The organism is Crocosphaera sp. XPORK-15E (assembly GCF_034931425.1).
GTDB lineage: Bacteria > Cyanobacteriota > Cyanobacteriia > Cyanobacteriales > Microcystaceae > UHCC-0190.
This window is the reverse complement of the sequence record NZ_JAYGHQ010000002.1, coordinates 195,598-211,681: the sequence shown is the minus strand read 5'-3', so window position 1 is coordinate 211,681 and position 16,084 is coordinate 195,598. Positions and strand designations below refer to the sequence as shown.

Below are 16,084 nucleotides of genomic sequence, written 5' to 3'. Positions count from 1 at the left end.
TTAGGAGATTTTTTTTAGTCAATTAATTATCAAGTTTAATTGTAACTTATTTTTGATTTTAAAGATGACAAAAATAAAGATTAATTGATATGATGCCAATTAACTTGGTAAGGTTGGTCAGACCATGAATAATACTATACTCGAAAAAGTTCGGATCATATTAGTAGAACCAGCGGGCCCCTTAAATGTGGGGTCAGTAGCGCGAGTAATGAAGAACATGGGATTAAATCAATTAATATTAGTAAATCCCCATTGCGATCGCTTTAGTGAAGAAGCAAGACGCATGGCCGTTCATGGCCTTGATGTATTAGAACAAGCAACAGAAGTGAACAGTTTACCCGAAGCTTTACAAGGATGTCAGCGCATTATTGCCACCACAGGGCGATCGCGTTCCCTCTCCACCACCTTTGAAACGCCGCGTCAAGCTTTACCCTGGTTATTAATAGAAACCCTGACAACTGCTTTAATATTTGGGCCTGAAGATCGGGGTTTAAATAACGATGAACTCAATTATGCTCAGCGTTTCGTCTCCATTCCCGCCAACCCTGACTATCCTTCCTTAAATCTAGCGCAAGCGGTTGCTGTCTGTACCTATGAACTTTACCAAGCAGCACAAACTCAAACAGAAACCCCCTTATCATCAATTGATGAATCTGCCTCTTTTGAAGTATTAGAAGGCTATTATCAACATCTTACGGCAGTTTTGCTAAAAATTGGTTATCTTCATCCCCATACGGCTAATGCCCGTCTGGAAAAATTCCGTAGACTCTATCGTAAAGCCAACCTGACAACAGAAGAAGTGGCCATGTTGCGGGGAATTTTGAGACAAGTTGATTGGGTTTGGCAACATTTACCCCCAGTTGAGAGTCAGCAAAGCAAGCAACCCTAAATTCTGGTTGAATTACGAACCAGCTAGAAAATTTTGAGGTAGCTAGTTACGCACTCATCAATCACATACTTATCAAGAAGATCCAAACAATAATGATCATGCTTTTATCGCCTCCTCATGCTCTAAAAATTTATTCTCAAGATAGATTGCAACTCCTTTGCTAAGAAGCACAAGATTTACAGTACATTAAATAATCATTCGAGCATTACCACACAGTAATTTGTATCATAAGGAACATTAATTATGCCCCGTCGAACTGCTGATTCTTCTAAAACCAAGCTATCATCTCGCCGTGCTGTTAATAGCAATAAAAGTGGTCAAAAAGTAACCGTTGTATCAGGAGTAAGACGTTCCCCTGGGGCCAATAATACACAAGAATCATCGATTAGAAAGTCCCGTCAAGGGGAGAAAAGACGTTCCCCCAATCTGTTAACTTCCTTATTATTGTACGTGCTTCGTATTGGGATTGCAGGGGTTGGTATTGGTGCGATCGCAGGAACTACCTTAACTGTTTTTAATCCCACAGGTATTTTAGCTGCTTATTTTAAGACTGCTCAAGTTGCGCCTCCTCCTCCTCCTGAAGAAACTCCATCAACTCCCGAAATAAAACCGATTCAAGAGACAACTATTCCTGTCAGTCAAGAGTTAATGGATCTCAAAACCAAGTTACAAACTATTGCGACAAAATATCCTAAAATTAAGCCGCAAGCTTGGTTTATCGACTTAGATAATGGGGCCTATGTCAGCTTAGATGGATCGACTCCCATTCCTGCGGCCAGTACCATTAAAGTTCCGGTTTTAGTGGCTTTTTTTGAAGAAGTGGATAAGGGAAATATTCATCTCGATCAAATGCTGACGATGGATAAATCTATCATAACCAGTGGTTCCGGTGATATGCAGTATATGCAGGTCGGGAAAAAATTCACCGCCTTAGAAGTGGCAACTAAAATGATTATTATTAGTGATAATACGGCCACTGATATGTTAATTAGACAAATTGGCGGTAAAGAAGTTCTCAATCAACGGTTTAAAGAATGGGGATTAACTCATACAGTTATTAATAATCCTTTACCTGATTTAGAAGGAACTAATACCACCAGTTCAGAAGATTTAGCCAAACTTTTAGCAAGAGTTGAACGGGGAGATTTGATCAGTGCGAGATCCCGCGATCGCCTCTTAGGTATTATGGAACAAACAAAAACTAGAACTTTACTACCTCAAGGGTTAGAAAAAGATGCTAATATTGCCCATAAAACTGGTGATATTGGGATAATTTTAGGGGATGTTGGCATTATTGATATTCCCACAGGTAAACGTTATATTGGGGCAGTATTTGCCCAACGCGCTTATAATGATCCAGCAGGTCGTTCTTTGATTCAAGAATTTTCTCGAACGGTTTATCAACACTTTAAATATTATCAACCTCGTCCCGTTCCTAAACAAGTAGAAAATAAGCCTCAACCTCAACCTGAATCAAATCATTCTAATCAACCTGAAAATAAACCTCAACCTCAACCTGAATCAAATAATTCTAATCAACCTGAAAATAAGCCTCAACCTCAAGAAAAACCGAGTAATCCTAATCAGTCAGGGATATAAAAAAGTCGGGGCAATTCATAAATTGCCCCGACAAAACATTCTCAAAATGCCGCCTCAATATAATCTAATAAGGTTAATTGATAACTTTGCCATTGAATAGATTCGCCAATTTTAATGGTAAGGTTTTCTAAGATTAAAGATGTTTTTTTACAAGGTTTATAATGAACTAAAGCCACATCAAACCGACAGGGAACATCAGCAAACTGGGGATATTCTCCTAAAAAATAATCGGCTGTTTGCCTAATTTTAGCTTGTTTTTGTGAGGTAATTGCGAAGACTCCCCCATGATCCCAATTACGACTTTGACGGGTTTTGACTTCGACAAAAGCCACCAGAGAAGGGTTATAATGTTGAGCAATGAGGTCAATTTCTCCCCAAGGCGATCGCCAACGCTGTTGTAAGATTTGCCAACCTTGGGCCAGTAACCATTGGGCGACAAATTCTTCTCCTAGTTGACCAATTGATGTCATAAAATTGGTGTAAAGTAGATTAAGAGACTATTATTGAGAGAAGGTTAATCGAAGATTATGATGATTCCTAGAACTTTTTATTATAAACGATTATTCCTAATAATTACTTGTTTATTGATTTCTTTCCTATTGTTAGCAGATATTGAACCTGCTTGGGCAGTGAATTATAGTCAACAGAATTTAGTAGAAAGAGATTTTTCCGGTCAAGATTTACGGGATGCTATCTTTGATCATGCTAACTTAAGAGGAGCCAATTTTAGCCATGCCAATTTACAAGGAGTTCGCTTTTTTTCTGCTAATTTAGAATCAGCCAATTTTGAAGAAGCAGACTTAAGATTTGCTGATTTAGAGTCAGCGAGATTAATCAAAGTTAACTTTACTAATGCAATTTTAGAAGGTGCATTTGTCACTAATACACTGTTTGGTAGTTCAACAATTATTGACGGGGCAGATTTTACAGATGTTTTCTTACGTCCTGACACAGAACAGAAATTATGTACAATTGCGAAAGGAACTAATCCAATGACAGGGAGAAATACAAAAGATACGCTTTTTTGCCCTTAATTGTCTAGAAATTATTTAACCAAAATCCCTATTAACATTGTTCGTTAATGAATAATGAATAATTGATAATTATTCATTGATAATAAGCACGATACCAAGTGACAAATTTTTCTAGTCCAATTTCAAGGGGTGTATTTGGCTGAAAACCCACATCTTGAATCAAATCAGCCACATCAGCATAGGTAATAGGGACATCTCCTGGTTGCATTGGCAAGTAATTTTTGATAGCTTTTTTGCCTAAACAATTTTCTAAAATTTCGATAAATTTTCCCAATTCCACTGGCTGATTATTACCAATATTATAAATTTTGTAAGGAACTGATGAATCTTGAGGATGAGGAATTTTATCCATAACTCTAATAACTCCTTCAACAATATCATCAATATAAGTAAAATCTCTTTTCATTTTACCATAATTAAAAACCTTAATCGGTTCTTCTGCTAAAATCGCTTTTGCGAACAAAAAATATGCCATATCAGGCCGTCCCCAAGGGCCATAAACGGTAAAAAATCGTAACCCAGTGGTAGGTAATTGATATAAATGGCTATAAGTATAAGCCATCAATTCATTGGCTTTTTTAGTAGCAGCATATAAACTAATAGGATGATCTACATTATCTTGTGTTGAAAAAGGAATTTTCTTATTAGTGCCATAAACTGAACTAGAAGAAGCAAATACTAAGTGTTCGACGTTGCTGTGACGACATCCTTCAAGAATATTAACAAAACCCACTAAATTACTATCAACATAAGCATTCGGATTTTCTAAGGAATAGCGAACACCAGCTTGAGCCGCTAGATGAACAACGCGATCAAATTTATACTTAGTAAATAACTGAGCAATGTCTTCTCGATTAGACAAATTAAGTTCATAAAAACTAAAATTATCATGGTTTCTCAACTGTTTTAACCGAGCTTGTTTAAGAGAAACATCATAATAAGAATTAAGATTATCAAGACCAATCACTTTACAGTCTCTAACTAAAAGTTGTTGGCTTAAATGAAATCCGACAAATCCTGCTGCACCAGTTACTAAAATAATTGTCATTGCTGTCTTCTTTACTTAATTATTAACTATTTGAGTGCTTAAATATTCAATAAAGCCCGCCTTCGCGGGCTAATTTTGGTTAGTGTTGATTAATCAATCTCTTGACAATTCTTCACCAGGTTCTAAAATTCGTTGAAAAAGATAACCCGTTCCCCTCGCTGTGAGAATCAATTCAGGATTACTGGGATCATCTTCTAATTTAGCCCGTAAACGAGAGATATGGACATCTACTACCCTAGTATCCACATGACGTTCGGGGGTATATCCCCAGACTTCTTGTAAAATTTCCGAACGGGAAAAAGGTTCCCCCGAACGACTGACTAATAATTCTAATAAACTAAATTCCATCCCAGTCAGACGAATACGCTCATCTCCCTTGTAAACCTGACGCTTATTGGTATCAATTTTGATCGAACCAATGCCGATCACCCCAGAACTGGGAATTCCCGGTGCGCCATTTTTTTCTACCCGTCTTAAGACAGAGCGAATTCTCGCTTCTAATTCCTTGGGAGAGAAGGGTTTGACTACATAATCATCAGCCCCTAATTCTAATCCTGTAATGCGATCAGCCACGTCCCCCAAAGCGGTTAACATGATGATAGGAATATCCGATTCCTTCCGTAATTCTTGACAAACTCCATAGCCATCTAATTTAGGCATCATTACATCTAAAACCACTAAATCAGGGGTGGTATTGTGAAAGATCTCTAATGCTTCTTCTCCATCAGCGGCCGTGACAACATCATAGCCAATCATGGAAAGACGGGTTTCCAAAATCCGGCGAATGCTGGCTTCATCATCAACCACGAGAATTTTTTCTTTATGAATTTCCAATTGCTCCCACGCTCCCTCGTTAAGTAAAATCGCTAATCTTTAAGTTAAGTCGTGATCCATCGATCTTTGTAAGATCTAGAATATCCTTTTCTCGTTATCATTCAGCCTAAATTCTTGATTAACGACTCCAAACATAATACGGATTTAAGGTTCACTGCTGTTTTTCTACTCTGTATCATCGTCTTAGGATTGTTTTTCAAGATCCCCTGTTTTTTAAACTTTTTTAACCTTTCTTTTCAATTAACCATGGCTAAAACACGAACTGTCTATATTTGTAATGCCTGTGGGGCCGAATCTCTCCAATGGTTCGGTAAATGTGAGGCTTGTCAAGCTTATGGTACCTTAGAAGAGCAAATGTTGGCTCCTAGTAACCCGACTGGGGCGGCACGAGGAGGATGGCAGTCGAATAATCGTGGGGAAAATCGGGGGAATGTTGCGCCAAAACCTCGTATTTCTGTTCCTTTTAATGATATTAGAGAAGAGGAACAAGCGCGGTTTCCTTCAGGCTATGGGGAATTAGATCGGGTTTTAGGGGGCGGAGTTGTCCCCGGTTCTTTAGTGTTAATTGGCGGTGATCCTGGTATCGGAAAATCCACCTTATTATTACAAACCGCTAATCAATTGTCTCAAAGTTTACCACGTATTCTCTATGTTTCGGCCGAAGAATCAGGACAACAAATTAAGTTAAGAGCGTCTCGCTTGGGGGTAGCAGAAGCGAGTAGTGTCACTGAGGCGAAAGAAGCAGAAACTAATGGGAAAAATGGCAAAAGAAAAGCCACAAAAAAGACTCCACAAATAGACGGTGGGGCCAACCTTTTTATTTTACCAGAAACGGATTTAGAGGAGATTTTAAGAGAGTTAGAATCTTTACAGCCCCAAGTGGCTATTATTGATAGTATTCAAACATTATACTTTGCTGCTTTAACTTCTGCCCCTGGTTCCGTTGCTCAAGTAAGAGAATGTACTTCTGCTTTAATGCAAGTGGCAAAAAGAGATAATATTACTTTATTTATTGTCGGTCATGTGACTAAAGAAGGGGCGATCGCAGGGCCAAGAGTATTAGAACATTTGGTTGATACAGTATTATATTTTGAAGGCGATCGCTATGCTTCCCATCGTCTGTTAAGATCGGTTAAAAATCGTTTTGGCCCTACCCATGAAATCGGTATTTTTGAAATGGCAGAACATGGGTTAGTTGAAGTTGCTAACCCCTCGGAATTATTTTTGGGAAATCGGGATGAATTTGCTCCAGGAACTGCTACTGTTGTTGCTTGTGAAGGGACTCGTCCTTTAGTTGTTGAATTACAAGCTTTAGTCAGTCCTACGAGTTATTCCTCTCCCCGTCGTTCGACTACTGGTGTTGATTATAGTCGCTTACAACAAATTTTGGCAGTATTAGAAAAAAGGGTAGGAATTCCTTTATCAAAATTAGATGCTTATGTCGCTTCTGCGGGGGGTTTAGGAGTAGAAGAACCGGCCGCAGATTTGGGGGTTGCTATTGCTATTGTAGCGAGTTTTCGAGATAGAATTGTTGACCCTAGAACTGTATTAATTGGTGAGGTTGGTTTAGGGGGACAAGTGCGTTTAGTATCTCAAATGGAATTACGATTAAAAGAGGCTGCTAAGTTAGGATTTAAACGCGCAATTGTGCCAAAAGGACAGAGTTTTGCTGATGATATTGGCTTAGAAATTATTCCCGTTGCTAAGGTAATTGATGCCATTATTGCTGCTATTCCTCCTCAACAAAAGTTTGGGGAAGAAATGCCTGATTTTAGTCCAGAGGAAACCGATGATGAGAATTTTTAATTAGCTTAAAACATGAAGGAAAACAATGTTTTAAATTAGATGTAAAACAAACACCTCCTGCGCTTTATTATTATCAATAAACCAAACTAAACTTAATAAGTTAAATCCAGTTTGATAACATTCTCATCTTAAATCCTTGTGGAGATAAAGGCAATCCTAAATAAATAGGCAACCAATAAATAAAAGCTATAACAATCGATAATATTATGATAATTCCTAAACGACGATTCCAAACGAATTGACTATTTAAACATTGTTCAATTATCCAACCCAATGCTAACCAAGCAAACACATAAGAAGGCATATAATGATAAAAGAATGTACAGCGACTTACCTTAAGCCAAGGCAGTAAATTAGTTAAATAATTGATTATTATATAAACAAATAAATCACAATCATTCTGCTTGGATGATCTTAATATTGTTCTTAAAATCAAGAATAAAATGGTCAAAATAGCCCCAGTAGATAACCACAATAAAACCGGATTTGCCATAGCATGAACATCATGAATAATAGTCCCAGATTCAGTCTTTGTGCGTTCATAAAAATAAGCAACAGGTCGAACCATAACTAACCAAGTATACCATTTAGAACAATAGGGATGTACCGATGAATCAGCACCAATATTATGATGAAATTTCCAGATTTTTTGATGAACTTCCCACCAATCATATTGTGGATTCATTAATAGATGAGGTAGCCAAAGAATACTATAAATAAATAAAGGAATGATTAATAAATTAAAACCCAATAGAGATATTTTAAGAGATTTAATTCTTTCAAAAATACCCAAATCATTGATAATTACTTGATTTGATCTTAAATATTTGTTGAATATACTTTTAAAATAAACCAGAAAAATTATTAAATAAATCCCGAATAAAAAGCCTAAACCATTCCATTTAACCGCAGCAGCAGATCCAAAAAAGATACCACTAATGGTTAAATATAGATAATTGGTTCGATTGAGAAACAACAAGAAAAATAAATGTCCTAATAAACCAAAAGTTACTAAATAGATGTTATTCAAAGCATAACGAGATTCAACTAAAAATAAACCATCCATTGCCGCTAAAAAAGCCACAATTATTGTGTAACTACGACGGTGAGTTAATTGATAAGCGATCGCCCCAATTATTAAAGGAAAAAAAGACCCAATAAAAGCATTTATCCACCGATAACTAAGGGTTGATCTGAAAGAACCTGTTAAATTATTGGTAATATCAGGAGAAGCAGGAAAATGAGAACCTAGCCAAATTCCGATGGCAATAATATATTGACTGAGAGGAGGATGAGAATTGAAAAAATCTTTACCAATCAAATAATAATTAGCATATTTAGCATAATAAACTTCATCAAAAACGAAACTATTAAACTGTCCCAAACGCCAAAATCTCAAAATAAACGAAAATAGAAAGATTCCCCCCATGGCCAAAGGAAACCATCTCGAAAAAATCTGATTAAATTTGGAGCTATTCATAGTTAATAATTAAGAGAAATGTTATGAATCAGGAACATTTGGGCAACTCTAGGCGTTTAACACTCTTGTAAATATAAATTTTCCACAAATCTGTAGTAACGTTATATCCTGTAAAGGTGAGTGTGTTGTGAGGAAGTGAATTAATGGTTATCTCCCTATCTCCAAACGGCAGTAGTCGTCTGAACCGTCCCCATACGGAACTGAGTACAAATTTATTCGGTCAGTTAGCCCATCTACCGAATACCCCTTTATTTGGGACTGATGGCATTCGGGGTAAAGCAGGAGACTTATTAACGGCTCCCTTTGCGCTTCAATTGGGATTTTGGGCCGGACAAATTTTAAAATCAAATAATATCAAACTTGGCCCCATTATTATTGGGCAAGACTCCCGCAACTCCAGCGATATGTTAGCAATGGCGATCGCAGCGGGACTAACCTCAGCCGGGTTAGAAGTGTGGCAACTCGGCCTATGCCCTACGCCCTGTGTAGCCTATCTTACCCGCAAAACTGAGGCAATAGGCGGAATTATGATTTCTGCCAGTCATAACCCCCCAGAAGACAACGGAATCAAGTTTTTTAACGCAGATGGCACTAAATTATCTCAAACCCTCGCCCAACAAATTGAAGACGGGTTACGGGGCAATATTTTCCTCTCAGGAGACGAGATAGAGACTTGGGGCAAAACCTTACATCAACCAGCCTTTGTCGAGCATTATTGTCAATTCCTTCAGGAAAGTTTACCACAGTCCTTAAACTTGCAAGGAATGCGGGTGGTGCTAGATTTAGCTTGGGGTGCATCTGTTAAAGTTGCCCCCGCCATGTTTGAAGCATTAGGGGCCGAAGTAATCTGTTTACATGACAAAGCAGACGGCGATCGCATTAATGTTAATTGTGGCTCAACTCACCTAAATTTGTTACAACAGGCAGTAATTGACCATCAAGCTGATCTAGGATTTGCCTTTGATGGAGATGCCGATCGCGTCATAGCCGTTGATAATAGCGGAAAAGCCATTGATGGGGATTATATATTATACCTCTGGGGAAAATCCCTGCTAGAACGGGGAGAATTACCCGATAACCTGTTAATTGGGACTGTGATGGCCAATTTGGGGTTTGAACGAGCTTGGGAAGCTTTAGGGGGTAAATTCTTGCGGACTGCTGTTGGCGATCGCCATGTTCAAGCCCAAATGTGGGAAACTGGGGCCATGCTTGGAGGTGAACAGTCAGGACACATCATCTGTCATCATTATGGGGTGTCAGGAGATGGAGTACAAACAGCATTACACCTAGCGGCCTTAGTGCGTCAGTCAGGGGTATGCTTAGCTGAGTTAGTTCAAGACAGTTTTCAAACCTATCCCCAAATTTTACGCAATGTGCGGGTTGAAGATCGAGAACTTCGCCGTTATTGGCAAGAATGCGAACCCCTACAACAAGCGATCGCCCAAGCAGAAAAAGCCATGGGAAACACAGGCCGGGTATTAGTGCGGGCCTCTGGTACCGAACCCCTAATTCGTGTCATGGTTGAATCAGAACGGGCAGAGGATGCCAGTTACTGGGTAGAATATTTAGTCGCTAAGGTTGAAGAATATTTGGGATAATAAGAGCAAGATAAGCCATAAATTTCGAGGGGCGGGTTTTTGACAATGGTTTATCAATAGCTTAAATAAACCTGCCCTGTACCATCAATGGATCAAGACATTTTGTTGAAAACAAAACAAATCGACCCTTTTGCCCCTAAGCTATTCTAGGATGAGTCCTTCTGTAAACCTAATGTCCGATTCTAGTTCTCCAGTTGCCTCAAAACCAACTATTTTAAATGTTCTGCCAGATTTTACGATTTCTGGGCAGCGATGTGCCGCGCGTATTCAACAACAAATAGACCTCTTGTTGCTGGCCCTCGAAGCCTTAGAATTGGGGGCCTCAGAGCATATGTTAGCCACCCTGAAAGAGTTAAACTTGCAGGAGATCATTCGGAGTAGAATAGCACTGTGGCGGTTGCGTTCTACTAATCCTTGGCGGCGTTCCTATAGCCGTGATACCCTAACCCTAGAACAAGCAAAAGCCTTAGTTATTATCGCCAGTTATCGCGTGAAACCCTTAACCGTTCAAATTCGACAATTGTTATTAGCGGAACAGCAAATGCGGGAGAAAGGTCTACCCGTCAGTTGTCACTTTCTCTTGGCAGAATATTTAGATCAATTTCGTTCCCATTTTCGGAGTCGGATGAACCCCCGTCGTGCTAAAGTTTCCATCTATCTAGGGTCAGAAGATGAGTTAAACGAATTGGCCCTATTTCTGCTCAAACAATTGTTATTTTGTACAGGAACCACCGGAATGCAGCGGTTTTGGATTAGTTTGTTTGATGGGGAAGTAGCATGAGCGTTCAACGTTACTATAGTTTGCCAAATTGCACCTTGATTTTAGAAGGTTTAGGGGATAGTTTTGCTCCTGCGGATGCTCAAGATAGTCGTCCCCTCCTCTCCATTTTAGTTAATGCGGAATGTCGCTTTGTCGGCATTCCTCAAGCTTTGCATGGGGGGCGAGTTTTCTTAGAAAATTTAGTCAAAGTTGTGAGTGCCTACGCCCAAGAATATTTGAGCGGTATTCCTCATCCTGTCGATCTCCAAACCAAAGAAGATCTGATTCGCTTGGAAAAAATTGCGGGTAAACATCTTCATCGTTTGATCTGGTATCCTGCCCAAGACAATAATAATCCGGTGGAAATTACCTTAACCACGGTGCAATTATTCGATTTAGTAGAAGGAATCGATCAGTTTTTTGCCGATAGTCGTACCTTACCGGATTTAACCCTACAATTACAGCCCGTTTCCCGTCGCTATCGTCCCCCCGATGAACCCTTAGCCCAACGGGTGGTTCCCGCAACCTTGGGAATTGTCAGTGTAGTCCTGGCGGCCTTTGCTTTCTATTTTATCCCCATTCCCGAAGTCCGCGAACCCGAACCCAAATTACCAGTCACACCCACACAACCAATCCCTAATTCAGCCCCATCCAATTCTACGCCCCCTGATCAATAAAGCGTAATAATCAAAGGGGATAACGGAGAACTATAATTGATTTGGACTGCCTGAAATCAAACACTCAGGTAATCAAATCTTTCCTGTTCATTTAATAACCATGACTTCAGATTCTACCTCCCCTAAAGATTCCAAAATTTCCTTCTCAATGGATGACTTTGCTAAGGCCCTTGAACAACATGATTATCATTTTGAAAAAGGACAAGTTATTCGGGGTAAGGTGATTCAACATACTACTGATGGGGCCTATGTCGATATTGGTGGCAAATCGACCGCCTATGTGCCTTTAAAGGAAGCTGACTTGCAATTTGAGCCAGATCTGGCTGAAGTTCTGCCCCTCAATTCAGACTTGGAATTTCTCATCACTAGCGATCAAAATGCCGAAGGACAAGTTCAACTTTCCCGTCGTCAATTACAACTACAAGCAGCTTGGGAAAATCTGGCAGAAATCGCTGAAATGGGTCATTCTGTCCAAGTGAGAGTCACGGGAACCAATAAAGGGGGCGTTATTGCTGAGGTGGAAGGGTTGCGGGGGTTTATTCCGCGATCGCATCTCCAGGAAAAAGAAAACTTAAATTCTTTGGTGGGCCAGTTACTCACCGCGACTTTCTTAGAAGTAAATCAGGAAAATAATAAATTAGTCTTGTCTCAACGTCGGGCGATCGCAGCGGCAAGTATGAATAAACTGGAAGTAGGTAAATTAGTCAGTGGAAAAGTGGCAAAAATTCAACCTTATGGGGTTTTTGTTGATTTTGATGGGGTGTCAGGATTATTACATATTACTCAAGTCAGTGGTTCTCGTGTGGATGCTTTGACCACAATTTTTCAATATGGCCAAAATATTCAGGTGATGATTTTGAATATTGATGAATACAAAAATCGCATTTCCCTTTCCACAAAAATTCTCGAAAATTATCCAGGAGAAATTATTGAGAAATTTGATGAAGTGATGGCCACTGCATCTACTAGGGTTGCTCAAGCTCAGGAAAAAATGGCAGAAGAAGCACAGAGTTAAAGGGTTTATTCGGGTGGGCAATGCCCACCCTACGGCTTGTTATTGCTTTATTGAAATGCGTATTTTCCTCGAACAGAATATTTCTGAATTTGAGCAATTGCTTCCATAATATCCTGTAATCTTTCTGAATCATCTCTCATAGAGGTTTAGCTTCTCTTAAAACTCGTTCTCTAATACGTTCTTTTAACCCTGCTTCCGTTGCGATATCGACTTTACATCCTAACAAATTTTCGAGATCTAAAACTAATCCAGCAGGAAACCAAGAACTAATTTTATCTAAAGAATAGTCTACCAGAATATCAAGATCACTATTCTCATCAGCTTCTCCTCTAGCAACTGAACCAAATATTCTTAGATTAGATGCTCCATGTTTAGCTGCAATAGCGATAATTTCTTCACGTTTTGCTTTAAGAAGTTCATTAATACTGAAATTATGGGGATAAGTTTTTTGATAATTCATAAAAACATTTTTCCGATGTGTTAGTAACAGCGTAACGCAAAACCAAGTTAAAAGTCTATTTATCAATTGACAATTGACAATTGACAATTGACAATTGGTTAATTTGGTTTAAAACCTCCTCTTTTAAGGGGAGAAATTAAAAAAATTTTCCTTATTTTCAATCCTCTACCTTTTAGGTAGAGGTAATTGTCAATTGTCCATTGTCAATTGTCCATTGTTGAACAATCTGAATATAGTCAGGCTTTTCCTTGGTTAAAATTAGCACAAATTCCCCCCTTTATTCAACAAAGTTTAAAGGATGGAGAAACAGTAACTTTACAAGATTTTCGTCAGTGGGTTCGTCAGCAAAATAAGCAATAATCTATACTTAGTTAATGTCTAACCGATCAGAAAAAATGGCCATGCGCTCCCGAAAACGATAAAATGTAAGGCTGTGATGATAGGATGACAAGGGTGGGTTATTGGTAAATATATGGCAGAAACATTATTATTCAATGCACTTCGTCAAGCCATTGATGAAGAAATGGGACGAGACGAGACAGTGTTTGTCTTAGGGGAAGATGTAGGCCACTATGGCGGTTCCTACAAAGTTACCAAAGATCTCTGTAAGAAGTATGGAGACTTGCGGGTTTTGGATACCCCTATTGCTGAAAATAGCTTTACAGGAATGGCAGTCGGGGCCGCGATGACAGGTTTACGGCCTATCATCGAAGGGATGAATATGGGCTTTTTATTATTGGCCTTTAACCAAATTGCCAATAATGCGGGAATGTTGCGCTATACTTCCGGTGGTAACTTCAAAATTCCTATGGTAATTCGTGGCCCAGGGGGTGTAGGCCGACAATTAGGGGCCGAACATTCTCAACGGTTAGAAGCCTATTTTCATGCAGTCCCCGGCTTAAAAATTGTGGCTTGTTCCACTCCTTATAATGCCAAAGGACTCCTCAAAGCAGCTATTCGGGATGATAACCCCGTTCTCTTTTTTGAACACGTTTTACTCTACAACCTCAAAGAAAATCTCCCTGAAACTGAATATATTGTCCCTTTAGACAAGGCAGAAATTGTCCGTAAAGGCAAAGATGTAACCATTCTTACCTATTCTCGAATGCGTCATCATTGTCTACAGGCCCTTAAACAAATGGAAGAAGAAGGCTATGATCCAGAAATTATTGATTTAATTTCCCTCAAACCCTTTGACTTACAAACTATTGGGGACTCTATACGCAAAACCCATCGGGTGATTATTGTGGAAGAATGTATGAAAACCGGGGGCATTGCCGCAGAATTAATTGCCCTAATTAATGATAACTTTTTTGATGAATTAGATGCCCCTGTGGTACGTTTATCTTCCCAAGACATTCCTACCCCTTACAATGGAATGTTAGAAAGATTGACCATTGTTCAACCCCCGAAAATCGTTGAAGCAGTGGAAAAATTAATGACCCTGCGAATCTAATATCAAGGACTTACCATGCAAAAACAGCGTTTGCTGATCGGTTTAATTCTTGCCCTAGTAGTCGGTGCGATCGCCGTTTTGGCCGCCATGCCCTTACAATTGGGATTAGATCTCAGAGGTGGGGCCCAATTAACCATCCAAGTCAAACCCACCAAAGAAGTTCCCAACATTAGCCCCGAAGACTTGGCCGCACAAAAGAGTGTCTTAGAAAATCGGGTTAATGGGTTAGGAGTGGCTGAACCCATTGTTCAAACCGTTGGCCAGGATAAAATTGTGGTGCAGTTACCCGGAGTCACTGACCCTCAACAAGCAGAACGGGTTTTAGGGGGAACGGCCCAATTAGAGTTTCGTCAACAACGTCAGGGAACAGAAGGGCAGTTTAATGCTGAATATACGATTAAACGGCAAAAAGAAGCAGAGTTAGAAGTCCTAAAATTGGCGGATAAAACCCCAGAAAATGTTGCTAGGGCCGACGAATTAACTAAGTCTTTAGAAACATCTAATAAAGCAGTCTTAGACTTATTCGAGTCTGTTGATTTAACGGGAAAAGATCTGAAAAATGCCCGTTATGGCCCCAGTCAAGGGGAACAATGGGAAGTTATTCTGGATTTTGATGATGATGGGGGTAAAAAGTTCGCTGAACTGACTAAAAATATCGCCGGAACTGGTCGCAGTATTGGCATTTTTTTGGATGATGTTTTAATTAGTGCGCCTGTGGTTGGGGCCGAATTTGCTAATACGGGAATTACCGGGGGAAGTGCTGTTATTACAGGGAATTTTACCTCAGAAACTGCTAATGAATTGGCTGTTCAACTACGGGGTGGTTCCTTACCTTTTCCTGTGGAAATTGTCGAAAATCGTACCGTTGGGGCTACTTTAGGTAAAGATAGTATCCGACGCAGTATTTATGCAGGGGTGGCAGGATTAATTTTAGTGTTAATCTTTATGGTGGTTTATTATCGCCTTCCTGGCTTAATTGCTGATTTAGCTTTGGGGGTTTATACGTTATTAACCTTAGCCTGTTTTTCCCTAATTGGTGTTACCTTAACCTTACCTGGTATCGCCGGATTTATTCTGAGTATTGGTATGGCAGTGGATGCTAATGTCTTGATTTTTGAGCGAACCCGTGAAGAATTACGCGCTGGTAAAACTCTTTATAGTTCCGTAGAATCGGGATTTTATCGCGCCTTTTCTAGTATTTTAGATAGTAATGTCACTACTTTGATCGCCTGTGGTGCATTATTTTGGTTAGGATCTGGCTTAGTTAAAGGGTTTGCTCTTACCTTGGCGATCGGTATTTTAGTTAGTATGTTTACTGCTTTAACTTGTAGTCGTACCTTACTATTAGTAACGGTTTTGGGACTGCCAGCAGTTCGTAAAAAACCTGAACTATTTTGCCCTAATTTACCCACGAAATCTTAAAAGAAT

General features: G+C 39.4%; 16 protein-coding genes. 11 read left to right on the top strand and 5 right to left on the bottom strand.

Annotated features, from left to right (window positions below):
• The first annotated feature begins 124 nt into the window (after window positions 1-124).
• Both VB691_RS02530 and VB691_RS02525 read left to right on the top strand, forming a co-directional pair.
• Entirely contained in the window at window positions 125-889 is a 765-nt protein-coding gene (locus VB691_RS02530; RefSeq protein WP_323289881.1) for an RNA methyltransferase, read from the top strand.
• Window positions 890-1,132: 243 nt separating this feature from the next.
• Window positions 1,133-2,488, top strand: a complete 1,356-nt coding sequence (locus VB691_RS02525) for a serine hydrolase (protein WP_323289880.1) — start codon at window positions 1,133-1,135, stop codon at window positions 2,486-2,488.
• 41 nt (window positions 2,489-2,529) lie between these two features.
• Here the strand turns inward: VB691_RS02525 and VB691_RS02520 are convergent, their stop codons facing one another.
• Complete coding sequence (locus VB691_RS02520; RefSeq protein WP_323289879.1) at window positions 2,530-2,958, bottom strand: YraN family protein; 429 nt, start codon at window positions 2,956-2,958, stop codon at window positions 2,530-2,532.
• Between the two features lie 60 nt (window positions 2,959-3,018).
• On the opposite strand from VB691_RS02520, the gene VB691_RS02515 reads away from it, so the two are divergent.
• Window positions 3,019-3,522, top strand: a complete 504-nt coding sequence (locus tag VB691_RS02515; protein ID WP_323289939.1) for a pentapeptide repeat-containing protein — start codon at window positions 3,019-3,021, stop codon at window positions 3,520-3,522.
• A 73-nt stretch (window positions 3,523-3,595) separates the two neighbouring features.
• Here VB691_RS02515 and VB691_RS02510 read toward each other — a convergent pair whose 3' ends face one another.
• Window positions 3,596-4,570 (bottom strand): NAD-dependent epimerase, encoded by a 975-nt coding sequence (locus tag VB691_RS02510; RefSeq protein WP_323289878.1) that lies wholly within the window; start codon window positions 4,568-4,570, stop codon window positions 3,596-3,598.
• A 93-nt stretch (window positions 4,571-4,663) separates the two neighbouring features.
• Window positions 4,664-5,404, bottom strand: coding sequence for a response regulator transcription factor RpaB (gene rpaB / locus VB691_RS02505; RefSeq protein ID WP_323289877.1), 741 nt, complete (start codon window positions 5,402-5,404; stop codon window positions 4,664-4,666).
• 246 nt (window positions 5,405-5,650) lie between these two features.
• On the opposite strand from rpaB, the gene radA reads away from it, so the two are divergent.
• Complete coding sequence (gene radA / locus VB691_RS02500; protein WP_323289876.1) at window positions 5,651-7,210, top strand: DNA repair protein RadA; 1,560 nt, start codon at window positions 5,651-5,653, stop codon at window positions 7,208-7,210.
• A gap of 100 nt (window positions 7,211-7,310) precedes the next feature.
• On the opposite strand, the gene VB691_RS02495 is transcribed toward radA, so the two are convergent.
• A complete protein-coding gene (locus VB691_RS02495) occupies window positions 7,311-8,690 on the bottom strand; it encodes a phospholipid carrier-dependent glycosyltransferase (protein ID WP_323289875.1) in 1,380 nt (459 codons plus the stop codon).
• 143 nt (window positions 8,691-8,833) lie between these two features.
• Here VB691_RS02495 and glmM point away from each other — a divergent pair, with 143 nt between their 5' ends.
• The 4 genes from glmM (at window position 8,834) to VB691_RS02475 (ending at window position 12,740) form a co-directional block, all read left to right on the top strand.
• Window positions 8,834-10,288 (top strand): phosphoglucosamine mutase, encoded by a 1,455-nt coding sequence (gene glmM / locus VB691_RS02490; protein ID WP_323289874.1) that lies wholly within the window; start codon window positions 8,834-8,836, stop codon window positions 10,286-10,288.
• Between the two features lie 172 nt (window positions 10,289-10,460).
• Window positions 10,461-11,069 carry a DUF3038 domain-containing protein gene (locus VB691_RS02485; protein WP_416244589.1) on the top strand — a complete coding sequence of 203 codons (609 nt, stop codon included), beginning with the start codon at window positions 10,461-10,463 and terminating at the stop codon, window positions 11,067-11,069.
• A complete protein-coding gene (locus VB691_RS02480; RefSeq protein ID WP_323289872.1) occupies window positions 11,066-11,725 on the top strand; it encodes a DUF4335 domain-containing protein in 660 nt (219 codons plus the stop codon). Before VB691_RS02485 ends, VB691_RS02480 begins: the two co-directional genes overlap by 4 nt.
• A 100-nt stretch (window positions 11,726-11,825) precedes the next feature.
• Window positions 11,826-12,740: a S1 RNA-binding domain-containing protein gene (locus tag VB691_RS02475; RefSeq protein ID WP_323289871.1), complete on the top strand. Its 915-nt coding sequence runs from the start codon at window positions 11,826-11,828 to the stop codon at window positions 12,738-12,740.
• A gap of 136 nt (window positions 12,741-12,876) precedes the next feature.
• On the opposite strand, the gene VB691_RS02470 is transcribed toward VB691_RS02475, so the two are convergent.
• Window positions 12,877-13,200 carry a nucleotidyltransferase family protein gene (locus VB691_RS02470; RefSeq protein ID WP_323289870.1) on the bottom strand — a complete coding sequence of 108 codons (324 nt, stop codon included), beginning with the start codon at window positions 13,198-13,200 and terminating at the stop codon, window positions 12,877-12,879.
• A 186-nt stretch (window positions 13,201-13,386) separates the two neighbouring features.
• Between VB691_RS02470 and VB691_RS02465 the strand changes: the two genes are divergently transcribed.
• From VB691_RS02465 to secD, 3 genes are all read left to right on the top strand, one after another.
• On the top strand, window positions 13,387-13,560 hold the full coding sequence (locus VB691_RS02465; RefSeq protein ID WP_323289869.1) for a hypothetical protein: 174 nt from the start codon (window positions 13,387-13,389) through the stop codon (window positions 13,558-13,560).
• A gap of 112 nt (window positions 13,561-13,672) precedes the next feature.
• The gene (locus VB691_RS02460) at window positions 13,673-14,656 is read left to right on the top strand and encodes an alpha-ketoacid dehydrogenase subunit beta (protein ID WP_323289868.1); all 984 of its coding nucleotides are present in this window, start codon (window positions 13,673-13,675) and stop codon (window positions 14,654-14,656) included.
• A gap of 15 nt (window positions 14,657-14,671) precedes the next feature.
• Complete coding sequence (secD, locus tag VB691_RS02455; protein WP_323289867.1) at window positions 14,672-16,078, top strand: protein translocase subunit SecD; 1,407 nt, start codon at window positions 14,672-14,674, stop codon at window positions 16,076-16,078.
• Window positions 16,079-16,084: the final 6 nt, after the last annotated feature.

What these genes read in the sequence shown, in the direction of transcription:
- VB691_RS02530 (WP_323289881.1), top strand. Translation starts at nt 125, where the DNA reads ATGAATAATACTATACTCGAAAAAGTTCGGATCATATTAGTAGAACCA.
- VB691_RS02525 (WP_323289880.1), top strand. Translation starts at nt 1,133, where the DNA reads ATGCCCCGTCGAACTGCTGATTCTTCTAAAACCAAGCTATCATCTCGC.
- VB691_RS02520 (WP_323289879.1), bottom strand. Translation starts at nt 2,958, where the DNA reads ATGACATCAATTGGTCAACTAGGAGAAGAATTTGTCGCCCAATGGTTA.
- VB691_RS02515 (WP_323289939.1), top strand. Translation starts at nt 3,019, where the DNA reads ATGATTCCTAGAACTTTTTATTATAAACGATTATTCCTAATAATTACT.
- VB691_RS02510 (WP_323289878.1), bottom strand. Translation starts at nt 4,570, where the DNA reads ATGACAATTATTTTAGTAACTGGTGCAGCAGGATTTGTCGGATTTCAT.
- radA (WP_323289876.1), top strand. Translation starts at nt 5,651, where the DNA reads ATGGCTAAAACACGAACTGTCTATATTTGTAATGCCTGTGGGGCCGAA.
- VB691_RS02495 (WP_323289875.1), bottom strand. Translation starts at nt 8,690, where the DNA reads ATGAATAGCTCCAAATTTAATCAGATTTTTTCGAGATGGTTTCCTTTG.
- glmM (WP_323289874.1), top strand. Translation starts at nt 8,834, where the DNA reads ATGGTTATCTCCCTATCTCCAAACGGCAGTAGTCGTCTGAACCGTCCC.
- VB691_RS02485 (WP_416244589.1), top strand. Translation starts at nt 10,461, where the DNA reads ATGTCCGATTCTAGTTCTCCAGTTGCCTCAAAACCAACTATTTTAAAT.
- VB691_RS02480 (WP_323289872.1), top strand. Translation starts at nt 11,066, where the DNA reads ATGAGCGTTCAACGTTACTATAGTTTGCCAAATTGCACCTTGATTTTA.
- VB691_RS02475 (WP_323289871.1), top strand. Translation starts at nt 11,826, where the DNA reads ATGACTTCAGATTCTACCTCCCCTAAAGATTCCAAAATTTCCTTCTCA.
- VB691_RS02470 (WP_323289870.1), bottom strand. Translation starts at nt 13,200, where the DNA reads ATGAATTATCAAAAAACTTATCCCCATAATTTCAGTATTAATGAACTT.
- VB691_RS02460 (WP_323289868.1), top strand. Translation starts at nt 13,673, where the DNA reads ATGGCAGAAACATTATTATTCAATGCACTTCGTCAAGCCATTGATGAA.
- secD (WP_323289867.1), top strand. Translation starts at nt 14,672, where the DNA reads ATGCAAAAACAGCGTTTGCTGATCGGTTTAATTCTTGCCCTAGTAGTC.